We start from the raw sequence: 18,788 nt of genomic DNA on the forward strand, positions 1-18,788 counted from the left end.
CTGGCGATAGGGTCGACATCGTGAGTACCCCGAAAGAGCAGCCGTCCGGACCACCACTACGCGCTATTGCCATGGTGTTGATCGCTCTGGCGATCGTGTTCGTCGGGCTCGGTGCTGCTTCACTCGGCGGATCCGATTCCGACGAGACCACCGCGACCGAGCAGACCGAGACGTCCACTGCCGCAGTGAAGACAACCACAGCTGCCCCCGTGACCACGGCTCCGGCCGCAGCAACCGACACGGACTCCGAGAAAACCACCACTACACGCCCGTCCGCTACCGCGACAAGCACGTCGGCAAGCGCGTCGACGAGCATCGATCCGTCGACCGTGAATGTTCGGGTACTCAACAACAGCACCGTATCCGGTCTGGCCGCCGGGACTGCCGAAGAACTGACTGCCGCTGGTTGGAACGTCGAGGAGACGGGTAACTACAGCGAAGGCACGGTGAGCACCACCACGGTGTTCTACGGGACTTCCGCAACGGAGAAGGCAGCTGCGCAGCAGATCGCCGCTGAGCTGGGTGTCACGGCTGAGCCGCGATTCGCGGGTATCGCCAATGCGTCCCCCGGCGTGATCGTCATCGTGACGACAAACTGACTCGTCGGAAGGCGCCGCCGGCGACACAAGCGCCGCTGCGCGACCCATCGGGTTCGTGTACTACTCACGCCGTTATGATCAGATGCACTTCCTCGCCACCTCAAAGGAGCGGTTCGATGGCCCCCAGCAGCACCCGGCGTATGTCTTGGCGCGTCGTTGCCCCCGTAGTCGCACTCGCCGCTTTCGGCTTGACTGCCTGCAGCAACAACGAAGAGCCCAGCAGCGTCCCCGGCACGACTCCTCCTGTGTGGACGGGTGCCGCTGATCCCAGTGCGCACGAGAGCGCCGGTCACGGTACTCCGACGTCGACCGCCCACGCCGGTACTTCCGTGGAAACGGTCACCGCCAGCCTGAACGGAACCGACGGTGCCAAGGTCGGCACGGTCACGTTCACTCAGGACGGTAGTGACGTCAAGGTTTCGCTGGATGCCAAGGGTCTGACCCCGGGCTTCCACGGCTTCCACGTTCACCAGATCGCCAAGTGCGAGACCAATTCGGTTGCTCCCAGTGGCGGCGAGCCGGGTAACTTCCTCTCGGCCGGCGGACACTTCCAGGCAGCCGGCCACACCGGCCATCCGGCCAGCGGCGACTTGACGTCGGTGCAGGTTCTCGAGGACGGCACGGCAACCCTCGTCACGACCACCGATGCGTTCACCGTCGAGGAGCTGGTGGCCAATGGAGGTACGTCCGTCATGATCCACGCAGGCCCGGACAATTTCGGCAACATCCCGACGCGTTACGCGGCGGCGCCGGATCAGCAGACCCTCGACACCGGTGACGCCGGTGGACGCGTTGCCTGCGGTGTCATCAGCAAGAGCTGACTCCACTTCTGAGTTCTGCATCACTTCGGCAACTACCACGCAGTAGCCAGCAGGGTGTTCTCACGGACACTGTGATTGGATTCTCTGCGTGGTAGTTCCATTTCCGGGTTCGCCGCGTCCGACACTGGGCGTGGAGTGGGAGATCGCGCTGGTCGATCGTGTGACCAGAGATCTCTCCAATACAGCAGCTGAGGTGTTCTCGGCTGTCGAGGAGCTTGCAGGCTCCGAGACGCCGCATATCACCAAGGAGCTACTGCGCAACACTGTCGAGTTGGTGACGGGTATTCACGGCACAGTCGGCGAGGCGATGAGCGATCTCGACAGTTCGCTGCACCTTCTTCGTCGGGCCGCCCATCCGTTGGGCGTCGAGCTGATCTGCGCCGGAACGCATCCCTTCGCCCAGTGGTCGACGCAGTTGGTCACCCGCACCCCCGATTACGACGAACTGATCGAGCGCACCCAGTGGTGGGGCCGTCAGATGTTGATCTGGGGTGTCCACGTCCATGTCGGTGTGTCCTCGGCGGATCGTGTGTTCCCCATCATCAATGCTTTGTTGCAGCGGTATCCGCATCTGTTGGCGCTGTCGGCGTCGTCGCCGATGTGGGCGGGCGTCGATACCGGCTATGCGTCCAATCGGGCATTGATGTTCCAGCAGTTGCCGACGGCCGGGTTGCCGTATCAGTTCGAAACCTGGAGTGAGTACGAGTCGTTCATCGACGACCAGATGAAGACGGGTGTGATCACCAAAATCGGTGGGATGCACTGGGATATTCGTCCGGCACCCAAGTGGGGAACCATCGAAGTCCGTGTGTTCGACGGGGTTTCGACGCGTGCGGAACTGGGCGCGCTGGTGGCATTGGTGCATTGCCTGATCGTGGATCTCGATCGTCGTCTCAGTGCGGGTGAGACGTTGCCGAACATGCAGCCGTGGCATGTGAAGGAAAACAAGTGGCGGGCGGCCCGGTACGGTCTCGACGCCGAGATCATCCTCGACTCCGATGCAAACGAGTGCTTGGTCACCGACGATCTGGAACGACTGCTCGAGGATCTCACCCCGGTGGCTGTGGCTCTGGGGTGCGCCGACGAGTTGGCGTCGGTCGCGGAGATTCCTCGCCGGGGGGCGTCCTACCAGCGTCAACGTCGAGTTGCCGAGGCTACGGGCGGCGATCTGGTTGCCGTCGTCGATGCGTTGGTCGCGGAACTCGGCACCTGATTTTTTGTAGGTCGTAGTCGGGCAAACCGACCATCTGTCCAGGTCGGGTTCACTCGCCGTTTACTATTGGTCGGTGTTGACAGAGCGCGGGTCCCGGGCGGGGGCAACAGAGGGACCAGATAATGCCGGGGGACCAGATACGTCATGGGTCGATTCTCATAAGTTGCTGATTCTCGGCGGTGCAGCGGTAGTCGCGCTGGTTCTGGGTGTGCAGACGTTTGCGTCGTACAAGGGCTATCTCGGTCCGGTGGAAAGTCTGTTCGGTGACTACTTCCTGGTTCCGCGTTCGGCCACGATGCCGTGGGTGGGATTGGCGCTCGCCTTGGTCGGCCTCAATAACCGCGAACGTATCTACGCAGTCTCCGCTGCAGTCGCCATTGATGTTGTCGTGGGTGCCATCCGCTGGTTTTCGGGCGGACCGCTCACGATGGGTACGGGCGGCACCTGGGTGCTCACGGCAATTGCTGTCTATGCGTTCTGGAAGTTGAGCGGCGAGCGTCGTAGCGCGGTCCTTCACGGAGTTGCTCTGGGCGCACTGTTGATCATTGCCGCGAAGGTCGCCGAAACGTGGCTTTCGATCACCATCCTGCTCGGTACCGACGTGTGGGACGAGTACGTGTTCCTGGCCGATCAGGCTCTGGGCAATCCGTCGTGGGTGATGGGTCAGGTTGTCGACGCGATGGGACCGGTCGGCGCGGCGGCTCTCGACTGGATCTATGTCGAGCTTCCGGTCGCCGTGATCGTGGTCGCGCTCTACCAGGCACGTAAAGGTTGGCCGTCACATCATCTGCTGCGCACTTTCCTGCTCATCGGATTGATCGGCCCGGTCTTCTACATACTGTTTCCCGTTGTAGGCCCGGTGTTCGCATTCGGCCCGCGAGGGCTCGGATTCCAGATCGGTGATTTCTGGCCGAATATCGTTCCGAACATTGATTTTTCAGCTCCCGCGTCGTTGCCTTTCGACGACCAGGCTCCCCGTAACTGCATGCCGAGTCTGCATACGGCGTGGGCAGTTGCCCTGTTCATCCATTCGCGGCGTGGTCCGTGGTGGTTGCGAAGCCTGGGTACGTTCTGGCTTCTCGCAACGCTGACGGCAACGCTGGGCTTCGGATTCCACTACGGCGTCGACCTCATTGCCGGAGCAATTCTGTGCCTGACTCTCGATGCGGCGCTGCATGATCCGGAACGCGGCTGGGGCTGGTTCCGCATCCGGTTGATCGTCGGCGGCAGCGCGATTCTCGTCGGACTTCTGCTGTCCTACCGCTTTGCGTCGGTCCAGATGGCAGCGTATCCAGAGTTGTTCGGGCCGTTGCTGATCGCTGTTCTGGTACTGATGTCGGTGGCGTACTACGCGACGTTCTTCGCCCGCCCGGGTACTGCGTTGGCGCAGTGGGGCGAGCGAGCAGACGACGTCCTGCCACCTACCGAAGCTCCGGCGGGTCTTCCAGTTCGTTGATCTTCATGACGGCGTCCTGCTCGCGCTGTTCGCGGTAGGCGACGCGGCCCACGCTGTGGGCAATCACGGGTGCTGTCAGCAACGTGAACACGCCGACCAGGATCAGCATCCAGATGTCGACGCTTCCTCGAAGCAGGAACACTGCGCCCATCAGAACGAGGACCAGTCCGACGACCTGCGGTTTGGTAGCCGCGTGCATACGACGCAGTGTGTCGGGGAATCGTACGATTCCGATCGCTGCGGTGAGTGCGAGGAGCGCGCCGAGGAAGATCGAGACGGCCCCGATGACGTCGAGTATGTTGCCGATCATCGGTCACTCACCCGGAAACGTGCGACGGAGACGGAACCGATGAATCCGACGAGGGCCAAGGCGACGATCGCGGGAATGATGGTGGTGTCGGCGCTGTAGGCAGCCCACACCGCGAGTCCACACATCGAGACGGCGACGATGGTGTCCAGCGCGACCAACCGGTCCAGCGAGCTGGGCCCGTCGATCAGCCGGAATGTTGTCAGTAGCGCCGCGATCGCGAGAATCACCCCGGAGACGATCAGGGTGGTGGTGATGAACCCGTTCATTACTGGTCCTCCGCTCGGGGTGCATCGAATTCGTAGTCACGTTGGTGCCACGGGCTGGGTTGCCAGTCGGAATCACGCTCGAAGGATGCGATGAACAGGCGCTCGAGATCTTCGACGGACCGATAGAACGCGCTGACGGATTTCTGCGAGCCGACATCGAGCACGTGAACGTAGACGATCCGACGGTTCTGGTCGATCTCGAGAACCATGGTTCCGGGGATGAGATTCAGGACGTCGATGCAGAGGGTGAGCACCAGATCGGATTTGATGCCGAGCTGGTACCGCAGGACACCGGTGACGGGCGGCGGTGACGGCCTGATCGCCAGCCACGCAACCTGGATGCTCGAAAGCGCTGCGTAGTAGACGATCACCCACGCCAGACGCAGGATCGAGAGAATATGCACGCGGCCCTCGACGGGTACCCGGGGGAGAGGCAGCAGGACCATGATGACGAGGCCCACGACGAGCCCGCCGAAGATGTTGCCGTAGCTGATGTTGCCCCACAACAGAACCCACACGAATGTCAGCCACACCAAGATTCCGACGCGGAGTACGAGTTCACGTTTCATCGCGGCGGCTCCTCTGCGGTGGTATCCGAATGCGGTATCGGGCGGTGGTCCCCGAGGACGGCTTCGATGTAGATGGACCGATCCTGTAGATCCTTCGCGGCGCGGTCACTGATGTCGATGATCTGGCCCGCGAATACCGTCAGCGCGAGTCCGACGGCTACCAACCCGACTGTCGGGATCAGCATGAAAGCGGGAATCTTGCCGACGTCTTCACGATCGACGAAGGCGATGTCCTCTTCGGATTCGTCGATCAGTGCCGACGGACTGACATCCGCGAGGTCACCTTCGGGGGCGTCGGCGCGGGCGCGCCAGAACGCTTTGGTCCACACTCGGGCGACGGCGTAGAGCGTCAGCAAGCTGGTGACGGTGCCGCCGGCAACAAGCACCCAGGCGAGTGCGCTGGCATCCGCGGTGCCCGCTTGCAGGAGTGCGACCTTGCCGATGAAGCCCGAGAACGGCGGAATGCCACCGAGATTGAGGGCGGGAACCAGGAACACGATTGCCAGGATCGGGCTGGCCGCAGCCAATCCGCCGAGGCGTCGTAGCGACGAGCTGCCGGCTTGACGTTCGATCAGTCCGACGACGAGGAAGAGCGTCGTCTGCACGATGATGTGGTGCGCGACGTAGTAAATGGCTCCCGAGAGGCCTGCGGATGTCGACAGAGCGATGCCGAAGATCATGTAACCGATGTGGCTGACCAGGGTGAATGACAGGAGTCGTTTGATATCACTCTGGGCGATGGCACCCATGATGCCGACCACCATCGTCAACAAACCACAGATCATCAGAACGTTGTCGAGTTCACCTTGCGGGAACAGGAGCGTGTGCGCGCGGATGATCGCGTACACACCGACTTTGGTCAGGAGGCCGGCGAAGACGGCGGTGATGGGTGCGGGCGCTGTCGGATAGGAGTCCGGGAGCCAAGCCGAGAGTGGGAAGACTGCGGCCTTGATTCCGAAGGCGACGAGCAGAACACCGAAGATCGCAGTCCGGGTGCCGGGCGGAATGTCGTCGAAACGCAGGGCCATATCGGCCATGTTGAGAGTGCCCGTCGCGGCGTACGCAAAGGCGATGCCGGCCAAGAAGATCAGCGACGACACCATCGAGACCATGACGTAGGAGACGCCCGCTCGAACACGATCCGCACTCCCACCCAAGGTGAGCAGCACGAAGCTTGCCGACAGCAGAACCTCGAAACCGACGTACAGATTGAAGAGGTCGCCGGCGAGGAAGGCGTTGGAAATACCGGCGGTCAGCGCTAGATATGTCGGTAGGAAGATCGAAACCGGCTGAGCTTCGCTGCCGTCGCGGATACCCTGACCGATCGCGTAGACCATGACGGCCAGAAGGACAATCGAGGACACCACCAGCATCATCGCCGAGAGGCGGTCCACGACGAGAGTGATGCCGATCGGGGAATCCCAGCCGCCCACCTGGATGGCGGTGGTGCCGTCACGATCTGCCAGGTAGAGCAGCATTCCGGAGACCGCGACCACGGCGACCAGCGCGATGAGGGTGATGACGCGCTGGAATCGTGGGCGTCGGCCGACGACGAGGGTGGCGGCGGCGGCCAGCATCGGAATCAAGACGGGCAGGGGTGCGAGCGTTCCCATGAGGTTGTGCGAAATGGTCATGAGCGAGCACCTCCCTTCCGCTTGTCGGATTCCTGTTTACGTGCAAGGTCGGTAGCCCAGTCGGGCACCGGTTCGTCCTCAAAGTCGCCGTCGTGAAGGTCGTCGTAGCACTCGATGTCCTCGAGGTTGACCAACTGTTCGAGGGGAATAGGGTTGCCGTCCTTGTCGAATGCGTCGCCGCCGATGCTGGGGGCGCCGGTGACGGGGTCGTCGGAACGGTCGTGGTCGGGGGCGTCGGCGGGGAGTCGACGCTTGATGACCTTGGTGTCCTCGGGATCGTCCTCGACGGCGTCGGCGGTGTTGATCTTGAAAGATCGGTACGCCAGTGCCAGAACGAAGGCGGCGATGCCCATCGTGATGACGATGGCCGTCAGGATCATGCCCTGAGCCAAGGGATCCGCGATTTTCTCGTGTACCGATTCACGGCCCACGATCGGCGGATTTCCGTCACTGCCGCCGACGGTGAGGATCAGGAGATTGATGCCGTTGCCGAACAGGAGCAGGCCCAACAACATTCGGGTGATGCTGCGTTCGATCAGCAAGTAGACGCCCGTCGAGATCAGTACCCCGACCAGGACCAGCATTATGAAATTGGCACTCACGATGCCTTCACCTCGATTTCTGCGTCGAGGCGGGCGCCGAGACTTCGGAGTACGTCCAGCACCAGGCCGACGACGATGAGGTAGACACCGAGGTCGAAGAACAGTGCGGTGACCAGTTTGACGTGGCCGATGAGTGGGAGGGTGAACTCGAAGACCGCCGACGAGAGGGCCGGGGCGCCGAGGAACAGCGAGATGATGGCGGTACCGGCCGAGAGCGCGAGGCCCAATCCGAGGATCTTTCCGGCGTCGATGGGCACGGCTTCACCGAGTTCGTAACGGCCACCGGCGAGGTAGCGCAGAACGAGCGCGAGCCCGGCTGTGAGGCCGCCGGCAAAACCGCCGCCGGGTGCATTGTGGCCGGAGAAGAAGAAGTAGATCGACAGCACCATGATCGCGGGGAAGACCAAACGGGTGGTGACTTCCAGGACGAGGGAGCGGTAGCGCGGGTCGATGAGATCGCCGCCGCGCAGCCACGTCGTATCGGAGTTGGCGGCAGCTTTGTCGACGATCACCGACGGGGCGTCGGCGACGCGGGGCGCGATACCGAACCGGCGGTTGCGGAACACGAGGCTGGCGACGCCGGTTGCGGCAACGAGCAGCACCGAGATCTCGCCGAGGGTGTCCCACGCGCGGATGTCCACGAGGAGGACGTTGACGACGTTCTTGCCGTTACCGATGGTGTATGCGGCGTCGGGGAGGAGCTCGTAGATCGGACGGGTATTGCGTGCGTTGACGGCATAGGCGGCAATCGTGGTGACGGTAGCGCCGACGGCGACGGCCAGGATCGCGCGCGGCAGTTTGAACCCGATGGCCTTGCTCTCGTCGACTTCGGCCGGGAACTTTCGAAGTACCAGCACGAAGATCACGAGAGTCAGAGTCTCGACCAGAAATTGGGTGAGCGCCAGGTCCGGGGCACCGTGCAAGGCGAACAGGACACCGCAGCCGTAACCGGTGAGGCCGACGAGGATGACCGCTGCCAGACGGTTGCGCATGACGATTGCAGCAAGTGCCGCGGCGATCATCATCAGCGCGATCGTGAACTGGATGGGGGAATCCCACAACCGCATATCCACACCCGTGCGAGTGTCGATGATCAACAGGACCAGCGGAACGATGACAAGCGTCGCAAGGATGGTCGACTGCGTCCGGGGGAGCGAACCACGCTGCGTGGCGCCGGTCAGACGCATGGAGATGGTGTCCATGCCGCGCAGGGTGGCGTCGTAGATACGGTCGGCGTTACCGAGCGGGGGATGCTCGAAGTGCAGGCGGCTGATCTGGCGTTGCGCGATGTAGAGCGCAAAACCGCCGGCGATGACTACGCAGGTAAGTAGCAGCGGAGTGTTGAATCCGTGCCACAGAGCCAGGTGGTAATCGGCGTGCGGGCCGGCTGCGAGGGTTTGTGTGTAGGGCGTCAGCAGCTTCTCGAGCTGCGGCGACAGGATTCCGGCGGCCAGACCGAGGACTGCGAGCAAGCCCGGTGCGAACAGGAACAGCCAGCTCGGGGCATGCATCTTGCTGACGGCCGGGCTGGGATTCTTGAGTGTCTTACGTCCGAAAGCGCCCCAGATGAAACGGAGGCTGTAGCCGACGGTCAGGATCGAGCCCGCCACGATGACGGTGATGACGGCGATCGACGACCAGTGTCCGAGGACGTCGGTTTCGAGTACCGACTCGAGTGCGGCTTCCTTACCGACAAATCCGAGGAGCGGTGGCAGACCGGCCATACTCGCCGCAGCTAGGCCGGCGATAACCGCCAGCGCCGGGGCCTTCTTGCCCAGATGGGCGAGTTTGCGCAGGTCACGGGTGCCGGTGGTGTGGTCGATGATGCCGACGACCATGAAGAGTGCCGCCTTGAACATGGCGTGCGCAACCACCATCGTCATACCGGCGAGGGCCGCGTCGCGCGTACCGATTCCGACCAGCACCATCATGAATCCGAGTTGGCTGACGGTTCCGAACGCGAGTACGAGTTTGAGGTCGTAGGCACGCATGGCTCGCCAACCGGCGAGGATCATCGACAGCAACCCGAGGCTGATGATGGTGACCCGCCACGGTGGTGAATCGGCATAGCCGGGAGCAAGGCGCGCGACGAGGTAGATACCGGCCTTGACCATGGCGGCAGCGTGGAGGTAACCGCTGACCGGGGTGGGCGCCGCCATGGCGCCGGGGAGCCAGAAGTGCAGGGGCACGATCGCGGATTTCGACAACGCACCGATCAGGATCAGCACGATCGCGACGGACGTAAGCCAGCCCGTGGGCGGCGACGCGACGAGGTCGGAGAGGTTGTAGCTACCGCCGACCTGGCCGAGGATGATCATGCCGACCAACATCGCGAGACCACCGGCAGTGGTCACCAACAAGGCCTGGGTGGCGGCGCGGCGACTGGTGGCGCGCTCGGCGTAGTGCCCGACCAACAGGAACGAGAGCACTGTGGTCAGTTCCCAGAACATATACAGCAACAGCATGTTGTCACTGGTCACGAGGCCGAACATCGCGCCGGCGAAGGCAACCATCTCGGCCGCGAAAATCCCCAGACGGGGTTCGTCGTCGTTGAAATATCGTGCGCAGTAAACCAGGATCAGGGTGCCGACGCCCAAGACCAGGACGGCCATGATCGCGGAGAGCGCGTCGAATCTGAAGTCGATGTCCATCGACAGGCCCGGAGCCCAAGTGATGTGCAGCGTTTGGACGCTGCCCCATTTGTCGATGACCCAGCCGAGGCTGGCCAGCGGTACCAGTGCGAGTGGAAAGAAACCGTTTCGCCCGAACCTGCGCACCACAAGCGGAGCCAAGAGGGCGGCAACGGCATGGGCAAGCAGAATAGCGAGCAAAAGGCACTCCGTCGTGTTGTCATTGGTGCGGCGGGGTGTCCGAACTAATCGAACCTATCGAGTATTTCGAGACGAAATTACTTCGTCCACGTGCACATATTACCGGGCGGAACGGTTTCGTTGCGCAGCGAGTCGGTTCGAGCTACAACCACAGCGGCTGCTACACGTAAGTTGGGCGAGGTGAAAACGCAGATCATTCGGACCGCTGCACTCGCTCATATTCGGGACCGTCGACTGATCCAGACCAGGTCGGTCGGTAAGACGGCGTTCTATATGGCCGGCGGAAAGATCGATCCGGGTGAGACGCCGGAACAGGCCCTGCATCGTGAGGTCCGTGAAGAACTGGATGTGGGCCTGGTGCCGGGCACCGTTGCGTTCCTCGACGTCTTCGAAGCCCATGCATTCGGGCACTCGATTGATACCGGACTGCATATGAGTTGCTACCGCGCCGAGATGGACGGTGAGCCGAGGCCCACAAGCGAGATCGCAGAATTCCGGTACTTCACCTTGGCCGAATACGAGGCGATGGACGACGTGGCGCCCGGTTCACTCAAAGTGTTCCAGCGACTGGTGTCGATGGACCTGATCGACTGAAGTTGCGGAGTCGGTAACTTGTGTACGCGCAGACAGTCACGATCACCAGGGCGGCACATCCGAGAACGACAAGATCGCCCGAAGGCTCGAACCGGGAGACGACGGTGCCGCCCTCGATCGGTGTGAAGTCGGTCGAACCGTACGAGAATCGGGGATACACCAGTAGCGCGTAGGCAGTCGGACCGAAAATGACGCCCAGTCCCACCAAAAGGCGCGAGCCTCCGGTCCGGTGCGGTTCCGACTTCAGCGCACTGACTATGGCATAGGCCACGGCGGCTCCCGCGATGTCGACGATGAACTCACTCAACCTGGTGGTTCTGGCCGCGTAGTTGACGAAGCCGGCCAGAGTCAGGGTGAACAGCAACCCGTAGCTGACGATCGCCGACGGCCGGAAGGCAGCAATTGCCGCGGCCACCACGATGAGCGCGCTGAGTGTCGCCACCCGGGCGGCGGTGAGTTCCTGGGCCAATGTCACCGATTCCGGTGGACGATTCGCGACCACCACCGCAAGGGTGGCTGCCGATGCAGTCGCGACAAGCAGGATGTGATTCCCACTTCCCAACGCCACAGCCGCAATCACCGTGACGGCCAGCGCTCCCACGAGGACCGGGAGTGCAGCCCACACGGTGGTGACATTGAACGACCAATTCACGATGAGTCCGGTGAGCGTCAATACGCCCGCGATGACTACCGGCCGAACCGCCATCTGTTCTCGCCGCTGCTCCGGGTCGGCGTCCGGGTCGTGGCGGTTATCCGAGTTGTGGTTCCAGAAGGCCAGAATCGACAGTGCAATCAGGACTAGTGCCGTCAGTGTGGCCGCTATGAGCGGTGGTTGAAACTGTGAAACATCTTGCGCCAGGTAGTCGGCATACCGACGGGGAACAGCGTTGGGGTCCAGGATTGCCGTCGAAACGTAGACGGCAACAACAACTCCCGCGACACTGCTGGCCAGCAGAGGTCTCGGTAGCGTTGACGTGATTGCACCCAGCGTGATGCCCGCCGCGACGGGAGCGAATGCTTCGAAAGATTGGTTGTGCAACCCCGGCAGTTCGAGGAGCATCCCGCCGAGAGCGACCAGCGCAGCGGTACGGGTCCGTGAGCGAACCAGCGCCGACGCTGCACCGACCGCGACTACTGCCAGCACTCCCGTGGCAATCGTGCCGATCGACCAAAATCTGTCCCCGGACGACATCGACGTGCGCGAACTGCTCACAAACGGTGCGAGTACGACGACGGTGACAACAAACGCCGTGACACCGCTGAGCGCGATGCGAAGCGTCCTCATGTCGGCGTGCACTGCTCCACGGTAGTCAATCGGGCACCCGTTACGCCGGATTTGAATGTCTCAGTCGGGTGACGGGAATTGCGCACACCGTGACAATTGCAGTGAACAGGAGTGCTGTGGCGATTGTCTGGGCCGTGAAGTAGTCGACGGGGATTGAGGTGAACGCTGTCGGTTCTCCCACATAGCTGAAGTTCACCCGGGTAGGTGCCGACGAGAGTAGATCGGTGAGGATCGCGATCGAAGAGAAGGTCATCGCGGCAAAGGGAATGGTGAGGCCCAGGGTGGCGTCGACGAGGCTGCCCGGTGCGAGGGCGCCCAGCAACAAGGCTCCGCCAAATCCGAGGGCGGCGATTTTGACGGCTAGTCCGATCGTGCCGTGTGCTGCGGTGAAAGGGAGAAGTTCCGACAGCGGTACTGCAGCGAGGACGATCAAGGGGACGATGCGTGGAATGCGGGCGCTCAACCGCAAGCCCACGGCGACGGCCACACCGGCAATGAGCACGATCGCCCAGGGTGATTCCAGTTGGCCCCAGCTGCCGGACACACTGGTGACTGTCACCAAAGTCGGAGCCGATGCGGCCGCGAGTGCCGTTGCAGCCCAGAGGAATGTGCCGCCGGCACCGGAATCGTCGCCGAGGCGGCGGGCCGCTACCGCCGTGAGCCACAACGCTGCTGCGGCGCACAGGACCATGACGACCCACGCGGTGCCTTCGCTTGCGTATTGCTGGCGGTCGATGACTGATCCGAGTATGCGGTGCCCGATCGCCAGAGCGGTGATGGCAACAAGGGCGATTCGGATCTCGCCGACGTCGGGACGCCTGATCCGGAATTCGGCCTGCGCCGTTGCGGCACAAGCGATTGCGGCAACGAAAGTTGCTCCGAGTAGCAGCCACGCGGGCTCGCCGACGGCGGAGGTGCTCATCCGTCCGGTCGCGGAGGCAAAGGCTCTCGCGGTCAGGAATCCGGCGATCACACCCAGTAACAGAGCATTTTTCGACGCGATTCGGTCCCAGCTCGCAGCGACGGCGCAACCTAGAATCACGCCTGCCGCAATGCTTTTGATCACGAGGAAGGCGATCAGCAGGTCGAGTGACGCGACTTCGGGGACCGCGAGCCGGATCAAAGCCATGATGCCCGTGGCGACTGCGACGGCGATCCATCCCGCACGGCGGGAACCGCGTCGCTGGGACAACGCGCACGCCACGACTGCAACGACGGCGCCCAATGCGACGGAGGTCGGCCCACTGCTGACCCACCGGTCGATTTCGGACTGCGAGGCTTCGATCGCCCACTCTTGTAGCGGCGGATTGGTCAGGGCTAGCGCGGCAAGGGCCCCGGACGCTAGTGCAGCAAGGGTGGTGAGGATCGCTCGTAGGTCGACTGGCATCAGACCAACCTATCGCGGGTTCGGGCTCAGACTGGGGGTGTCAGGGCGGGGAACCAGATGTCGGTCAGGACGTCGGCAGCCGCGTCGGCGCCGGCCGTGATTGCGCCCTGCTCAGCCCAGCGGATGAAGAAACGCTCGATCTGGGTGAGTAGCAGTTCAACTCGAAGTTTTGCTTCGTCGCGTCGTTCTTCGGGCCAGCGAGCGAGGTACGACGTCATCGCATTGGGCAGGGCTGAGATGCCGGCGCGGGCGAGGGCTCGAAATTCGGGTTCGAGAACCATGGCCTCGTCCCAGGCGCGCATCAGGTGGTGGTGATCGCGGCACCAGTCGAGGGCGCGGTTGATCCATCCGGCGAATTCGTCGCGTGAACCGGATTCGAGAACGCGGTCCAGGTCGGTGAAAATCGCGAGCGTGCTGGACATGACGGTATTCGATCCGAGGGCTTTAAGGATGTCGAGTTTGCCGGGGAAGTGCAGGTAGAAGGTGGCTCGGCTGCACCCGACCCGGCCGACGATGTCCTCCACTGTGACGGCCGCGTAGCCGCGTTCGGTGAAGAGTGCGTCGGCAGCTTCTACGAGGTCTGCGCGTGTTTGCTGCTTCTGCTTCTCGCGCAGAGTCGGCTTGGCCGCAGTGTTGGTCATTAGCGGAATCTTACGGCGATGAGGTGTCGGTTGGGGTAGTTCGGCGAGACTTACCGTCTTTTACTTGACAGCGCGTCAGTGAAAGCTACTCTGTGGTGCAGGACACAAACCGACCGATCAGAGGATGCTATGACCATCTCGGACACAACTCGCACACCCAATCTGCCGGTCGGATTCGACGTCACCGACCCCGACATCCTCGCCGACCGCGTTCCGTTCGAAGAGTTTGCGGAACTGCGTCGCAGCGCACCCATCTGGTGGTGTGAGCAGCCGCCTACCGTCGGCGGATTCCAGGATGATGGCTACTGGGTGGTCTCACGTCACGAAGACGTCAAAGAGGTCAGCCAGCGCAGTGACGTCTTCTCGAGCTGGGAGAACACCGCAATCCCGCGCTTCACCGATGACATGCCACGTGAAGCTGTCGAGATGCAGCGCGCGAGCCTGATCAACAAGGATGCCCCCGAGCACACCAAACAGCGCAAGCTGATCTCCAAGCTGTTCACGCCGCGCTCGATCAACGGCATGCGCGACGAATTGGACCGTCGGGCACGCAATATCGTCGAAACCGCCATCGCTGAAGGCCCCGGCGATTTTGTGAAGCAGGTGGCCAGTGAGCTGCCACTGCAGGCGATTGCCGACTTGCTCGGCGTTCCGCAGGAGGATCGCGAGAAGCTCTTCAAGTGGTCCAACGAGATGATGGGCTACGACGATCCGGAGTATGTGGGTGATCCGGCAGCCTCGTCCATCGAGGTGCTCGGATACGCGTACCAAATGGCAGATGCGCGTCGTAGCTGCCCGGCCGACGACATCGTCACGACTCTCGTTCAGTCCGACATCGACGGCGAATCTCTCCTTCCCGAAGACTTCGGATTCTTCGTACTGACCCTCGCGGTTGCCGGCAACGAGACGACGCGCAATGCCATTACCCACGGCATGATCGCTTTCCTCGAAAACCCCGAGCAGTGGGAGCTGTACAAGAAGGAGCGTCCCAAGACGACGGCCGACGAGATCGTCCGTTGGGCAACTCCGGTCACCGCGTTCCAGCGCACCGCCCTCGAAGACACCGAACTGGCCGGCGTCTCGATCAAGAAGGGTCAGCGCGTTGTCATGCTTTACAGCTCGGCCAACTTCGACGAGGAGGTCTTCGAGAACCCGATGACCTTCGATATCACCCGTAACCCCAATCCTCACTTGGGTTTCGGCGGCACGGGCGCGCACTTCTGCATCGGTGCCAACCTTGCGCGCATGGAAATCGACCTCATGTTCAACGCGATTGCCGACAACATGCCGGACATCACCAAGCTCGGTGACCCGCGTCGACTGCGTTCCGGCTGGATCAACGGCATCAAGGAATTTCAGGTGGATTACAAGGGCGGCGCGGAGGGCTCCGGCTGCCCGGTAGCTCACTAGGGGCTACACCCTGTGCGCCTTTCTGGTAGCCAGCGCTACCAAAAAGGCGCACAGTAGGGGTACTTGTCGCCTACTTTCAGGAGCCACCGCATGACGTCGATCAACGAGAAAGCCACTGCTCTGCTGGCATTGCATCAGCCCGGCAATCCAGTAATCCTCCCCACGGTGTGGGACGCGTGGTCGGCGAATCTTGCGGTGGCTGCGGGTTTTGCAGCCCTGACCGTCGGCAGCCATCCGGTTTCCGATTCCATCGGCAAGCCTGACAATGAGGGCATCACGTTCGGCGAGTTGGTGCGTCGAATCAAGCAGATCACCGGCGCCGTCGACGCTCCCGTCTCGGTGGACATCGAGAGTGGTTACGGGCTCGAGCCCGCTGTTCTGATCGAAGGCTTGCTCGACGCCGGTGCTGTCGGCCTCAATATCGAGGACACCGTGCACAGCGAGGGCGGGCGGTTGCGTGAGGCGCAGGAGCATGCCGATTTTGTGGGTGGGCTTCGCACGGCCGCCGACGCCGCCGGCGTGCACGTCGTTGTCAATGCGCGTACCGATTTGTTTGTGAAGCAGGTGGGCGACGAGTCCGATCGGGTAGACCGCGCAATTGCACGCCTCAAGTTGGCGGCTGATGCGGGCGCTGATGTTCTGTATCCCGTCGGACGGCACGACGACGCTACTCAGCTTCGTCTGACGTCGGAACTTCCGTTGCCGGTCAACGCAATCGGTATCCCGGATCAGGATGACCCGGCCAGTTTCGGGCCGCTCGGAGTGGCCCGTGTGAGTTTCGGTCCGTTCTTCCAGATGGCGCTGTCGAATCGCGCCACCGAGATTCTGGGACGCTGGGCTTGAGCAATCAGGTTCTGACGCCCGGCCCGCTTCTTGATGCTCGCGGGCATCTCGTGGAGGCGGGCTGGGCGCCCTCGGAGATTCGGAAGTATCAGCGTTCAGCCGTGCAGGCACCCAAGTTCCGCCTCAAAGAGTGGGATTACTACTGCGTGCTCACACCGGATTACGGCATCGCGTTGACTGTCGCGGACAACGGTTACATGGGCTTGCTCGGTGTGTCGTGGCTAGACTTTGCGACGCCGCACGAGGTCACGGAAAGCGTGATGCTGCCGTTTCCGATGGGCAAGCTGGGTCTGCCCGGCAGTGCTGATTCCGGTGATGTTGTTGTATCGAAGGGTAAGGCGCGCTTCGAGTTTCGGCATGTGGATGGTGGGCGCCGTGTGGTTGTCGACTACCCGGCATTTGACGGCGGGAAGGGATTCTCGGCCGACCTGTTTCTGCAGAGTCCGGCTGACGATCGCATGGTGATCGCGACGCCGTTCCCGAAGGCTCCCCGGTCGTTCTACTACAACCAGAAGATCAACTGCTTGCCCGCCCGCGGCACTGTTCGGGTTGGTGGGCAGGAATTTGCGTTTGCTCCGGAAGATGCTTTCGGAGTGCTGGATTGGGGCCGGGGTGTCTGGACGTATGACAACACCTGGTACTGGGGTTCGGCATCGGGGTTGGTGAACGGAGAGCGGTTCGGCTTCAACATCGGCTACGGATTCGGTGATACCTCAGCGGCCAGCGAGAACATCGTTTTTGTGAATGGTGTTGCGCACAAACTGGATCGGCTCGAGTTTGAGCTTCCAACGGGAACCTACGACGGCGCACCGTGGAAGTTCACGAGCAACGACGGCCGCTTCGAGATGAAGTTCGAGCCGATCATCGACCGAGCCGCGACGTTCAATGTCGGTGTACTGCGATCGATCCAGCACCAGGTCTTCGGAAAGTTCTCCGGCACTGTTGTTCTCGACGATGGAAGCACTGTCGCGGTTCATGATCTCCTTGGGTTTGCGGAGGAAGTTCGGAACCGCTGGTAAGGGTGCTTTGCTGAAGTTGGCACCGTTTCTGTGTAGTGGGCACCCTTTCCAGCGTGCTGAAAGGGGTGCCCACTGTGCACAGAGGGTGCTCGCTTCGGTGTCGTCGAATGGGCGCTGTGGTTTTCGTGGTGTTGGCTGTGGTGTGCTGCGCGGCCGTTCGGAAGCTGGCACCGTTTCTGTGTAGTAGGCACTCTTTCCAGGGTGCTGAAACCGGTGCTCACTGTGCATAAACGGTGCTCACTTCGAGAGTTATCCACAGATCCGAATCGTGTCCGCTTTCGACTGCCGGGATGCGCGAGGATCACTGGTCATGGGGGAACAACCGCACATCATCCGCAGGCCTGAGCACCTCGCTACCGGGGGCACCGACGCCGAGATCCGCAGGACCTGCTCAAACGGCGAGTGGACCCGAATCCATCGCGGCGCCTACGTATCGACGGCTCAACTGTCCGATCTGGCAGCGCATGAGCGGCATCGTGTACGTATTCGTGCCGTGGCGAATGCTGCCCACGCTGACTCAATCGTCAGCCACGCGTCGGCTGCTGTGATCCACGGATTCGAGCTCTGGAACACGCCGCTCGATCGTGTGCATCTCAGCCGGAACCGTCGTGGGGGCAGCCGGCAGTCCACGGACAGGCACGTGCATTCGGCGCAGTTCACAGACTACGAAGTGACTACTGTCGACGGCCTTGCAGTCACGACTCCAGCGCGCACCGTGGTGGATCTTGCGCGTTCGCTGCCCTTTGAGCAGGCGCTGGTAGCGGGCAATTCTGCGCTGCACCGCACGCCGGTGGGGATCGACGAAATCAAGGGCAGTTTGTCCCGCGTGCCGCAGCACCCGTCGCACCGCCACGCATTGCAGGCGGTGAGCTCGATGGATGCACGTATCGAAAGCGTCGGCGAGTCTCGGAGCCTGGCGCTCTTCGTCCGCGAGCGACTTCCGATCCCGCAGCCGCAGGTACAACTCGGCAATGCGAGAGTCGACTTTCTGTGGCGGGAGCACCGCACTGTCGGGGAGTTCGACGGTCGCGTCAAGTACGGCCGGCTGGTGCCCGCGGGCCGCTCTGCCGAGGATGTTCTGTGGGAGGAGAAGCTTCGCGAGGATCGATTGCGCGAAGCGGGCTGGCAGGTTGCGCGGTGGACGTGGGCGGACTTGTCGACGCCGTCGTTGGTGGCGGGCCGGATCACGGCGGCGTTCGAGCGTGGCCGCGGCGCCTGACAGTTCCCCGAAGTGAGCACAGGTTTTGTGCAGTGAGCACCCTTTCCCGCCTGCTGAAAGGGGTGCTCACTGTGCACAAAGGGTGCCAG

Annotated in this window: 18 protein-coding genes; 9 read left to right on the forward strand and 9 right to left on the reverse strand. The window is 62.4% G+C overall.

Features of this window, described 5'->3' with window-relative positions:
* Nucleotides 1–20 precede the first annotated feature (20 nt).
* The 4 genes from MTX36_RS02330 (at nucleotide 21) to MTX36_RS02345 (ending at nucleotide 4,089) form a co-directional block, all read left to right on the forward strand.
* Nucleotides 21–599 (forward strand): LytR C-terminal domain-containing protein, encoded by a 579-nt coding sequence (locus MTX36_RS02330; protein WP_243618133.1) that lies wholly within the window; start codon nucleotides 21–23, stop codon nucleotides 597–599.
* A 116-nt stretch (nucleotides 600–715) separates the two neighbouring features.
* Nucleotides 716–1,420 carry a superoxide dismutase family protein gene (locus MTX36_RS02335; RefSeq protein WP_243618134.1) on the forward strand — a complete coding sequence of 235 codons (705 nt, stop codon included), beginning with the start codon at nucleotides 716–718 and terminating at the stop codon, nucleotides 1,418–1,420.
* Nucleotides 1,421–1,508: 88 nt separating this feature from the next.
* A complete protein-coding gene (locus MTX36_RS02340) occupies nucleotides 1,509–2,633 on the forward strand; it encodes a glutamate--cysteine ligase (protein WP_243618135.1) in 1,125 nt (374 codons plus the stop codon).
* 163 nt (nucleotides 2,634–2,796) lie between these two features.
* On the forward strand, nucleotides 2,797–4,089 hold the full coding sequence (locus MTX36_RS02345; protein ID WP_243618136.1) for a phosphatase PAP2 family protein: 1,293 nt from the start codon (nucleotides 2,797–2,799) through the stop codon (nucleotides 4,087–4,089).
* Here the strand turns inward: MTX36_RS02345 and mnhG are convergent.
* The 6 genes from mnhG to MTX36_RS02375 are packed head-to-tail and all read right to left on the reverse strand — an operon-like array spanning nucleotide 4,055 to nucleotide 10,301.
* Complete coding sequence (gene mnhG, locus MTX36_RS02350) at nucleotides 4,055–4,399, reverse strand: monovalent cation/H(+) antiporter subunit G (RefSeq protein WP_243618137.1); 345 nt, start codon at nucleotides 4,397–4,399, stop codon at nucleotides 4,055–4,057. The two genes, MTX36_RS02345 and mnhG, sit on opposite strands and share 35 nt — an antisense overlap.
* Entirely contained in the window at nucleotides 4,396–4,665 is a 270-nt protein-coding gene (locus MTX36_RS02355) for a monovalent cation/H+ antiporter complex subunit F (RefSeq protein WP_279394080.1), read from the reverse strand. The genes mnhG and MTX36_RS02355 overlap by 4 nt, the downstream gene beginning before the upstream one ends.
* Complete coding sequence (locus tag MTX36_RS02360) at nucleotides 4,665–5,234, reverse strand: Na+/H+ antiporter subunit E (protein WP_243618138.1); 570 nt, start codon at nucleotides 5,232–5,234, stop codon at nucleotides 4,665–4,667. Before MTX36_RS02360 ends, MTX36_RS02355 begins: the two co-directional genes overlap by 1 nt.
* The gene (locus tag MTX36_RS02365; protein ID WP_243618139.1) at nucleotides 5,231–6,868 is read right to left on the reverse strand and encodes a Na+/H+ antiporter subunit D; all 1,638 of its coding nucleotides are present in this window, start codon (nucleotides 6,866–6,868) and stop codon (nucleotides 5,231–5,233) included. Before MTX36_RS02365 ends, MTX36_RS02360 begins: the two co-directional genes overlap by 4 nt.
* On the reverse strand, nucleotides 6,865–7,470 hold the full coding sequence (locus MTX36_RS02370; protein ID WP_243618140.1) for a Na(+)/H(+) antiporter subunit C: 606 nt from the start codon (nucleotides 7,468–7,470) through the stop codon (nucleotides 6,865–6,867). The genes MTX36_RS02365 and MTX36_RS02370 overlap by 4 nt, the downstream gene beginning before the upstream one ends.
* Entirely contained in the window at nucleotides 7,467–10,301 is a 2,835-nt protein-coding gene (locus MTX36_RS02375; RefSeq protein ID WP_243618141.1) for a Na+/H+ antiporter subunit A, read from the reverse strand. Before MTX36_RS02375 ends, MTX36_RS02370 begins: the two co-directional genes overlap by 4 nt.
* A gap of 180 nt (nucleotides 10,302–10,481) precedes the next feature.
* Between MTX36_RS02375 and MTX36_RS02380 the strand changes: the two genes are divergently transcribed.
* A complete protein-coding gene (locus MTX36_RS02380; RefSeq protein WP_374230407.1) occupies nucleotides 10,482–10,895 on the forward strand; it encodes an NUDIX domain-containing protein in 414 nt (137 codons plus the stop codon).
* On the opposite strand, the gene MTX36_RS02385 is transcribed toward MTX36_RS02380, so the two are convergent.
* From MTX36_RS02385 to MTX36_RS02395, 3 genes are read right to left on the reverse strand one after another with little or no spacing between them, the layout of a single operon-like run.
* Nucleotides 10,852–12,180: a hypothetical protein gene (locus MTX36_RS02385; RefSeq protein WP_243618142.1), complete on the reverse strand. Its 1,329-nt coding sequence runs from the start codon at nucleotides 12,178–12,180 to the stop codon at nucleotides 10,852–10,854. The two genes, MTX36_RS02380 and MTX36_RS02385, sit on opposite strands and share 44 nt — an antisense overlap.
* A gap of 40 nt (nucleotides 12,181–12,220) precedes the next feature.
* Nucleotides 12,221–13,567, reverse strand: a complete 1,347-nt coding sequence (locus MTX36_RS02390) for a hypothetical protein (RefSeq protein ID WP_243618143.1) — start codon at nucleotides 13,565–13,567, stop codon at nucleotides 12,221–12,223.
* A gap of 26 nt (nucleotides 13,568–13,593) precedes the next feature.
* The gene (locus MTX36_RS02395) at nucleotides 13,594–14,208 is read right to left on the reverse strand and encodes a TetR/AcrR family transcriptional regulator (protein WP_169635203.1); all 615 of its coding nucleotides are present in this window, start codon (nucleotides 14,206–14,208) and stop codon (nucleotides 13,594–13,596) included.
* Nucleotides 14,209–14,337: 129 nt separating this feature from the next.
* Here MTX36_RS02395 and MTX36_RS02400 point away from each other — a divergent pair, with 129 nt between their 5' ends.
* From MTX36_RS02400 to MTX36_RS02415, 4 genes are all read left to right on the forward strand, one after another.
* Nucleotides 14,338–15,618 (forward strand): cytochrome P450, encoded by a 1,281-nt coding sequence (locus MTX36_RS02400; RefSeq protein ID WP_243618144.1) that lies wholly within the window; start codon nucleotides 14,338–14,340, stop codon nucleotides 15,616–15,618.
* Between the two features lie 90 nt (nucleotides 15,619–15,708).
* Entirely contained in the window at nucleotides 15,709–16,461 is a 753-nt protein-coding gene (locus MTX36_RS02405) for an isocitrate lyase/phosphoenolpyruvate mutase family protein (protein ID WP_243618145.1), read from the forward strand.
* Nucleotides 16,458–17,480, forward strand: coding sequence for a DUF2804 domain-containing protein (locus MTX36_RS02410; RefSeq protein ID WP_243618146.1), 1,023 nt, complete (start codon nucleotides 16,458–16,460; stop codon nucleotides 17,478–17,480). Before MTX36_RS02405 ends, MTX36_RS02410 begins: the two co-directional genes overlap by 4 nt.
* A gap of 310 nt (nucleotides 17,481–17,790) precedes the next feature.
* On the forward strand, nucleotides 17,791–18,699 hold the full coding sequence (locus tag MTX36_RS02415; protein WP_243618147.1) for a hypothetical protein: 909 nt from the start codon (nucleotides 17,791–17,793) through the stop codon (nucleotides 18,697–18,699).
* Nucleotides 18,700–18,788: the final 89 nt, after the last annotated feature.

This window comes from Rhodococcus sp. ARC_M6 (genome assembly GCF_022810305.1).
Taxonomy (GTDB): domain Bacteria; phylum Actinomycetota; class Actinomycetes; order Mycobacteriales; family Mycobacteriaceae; genus Rhodococcus_F.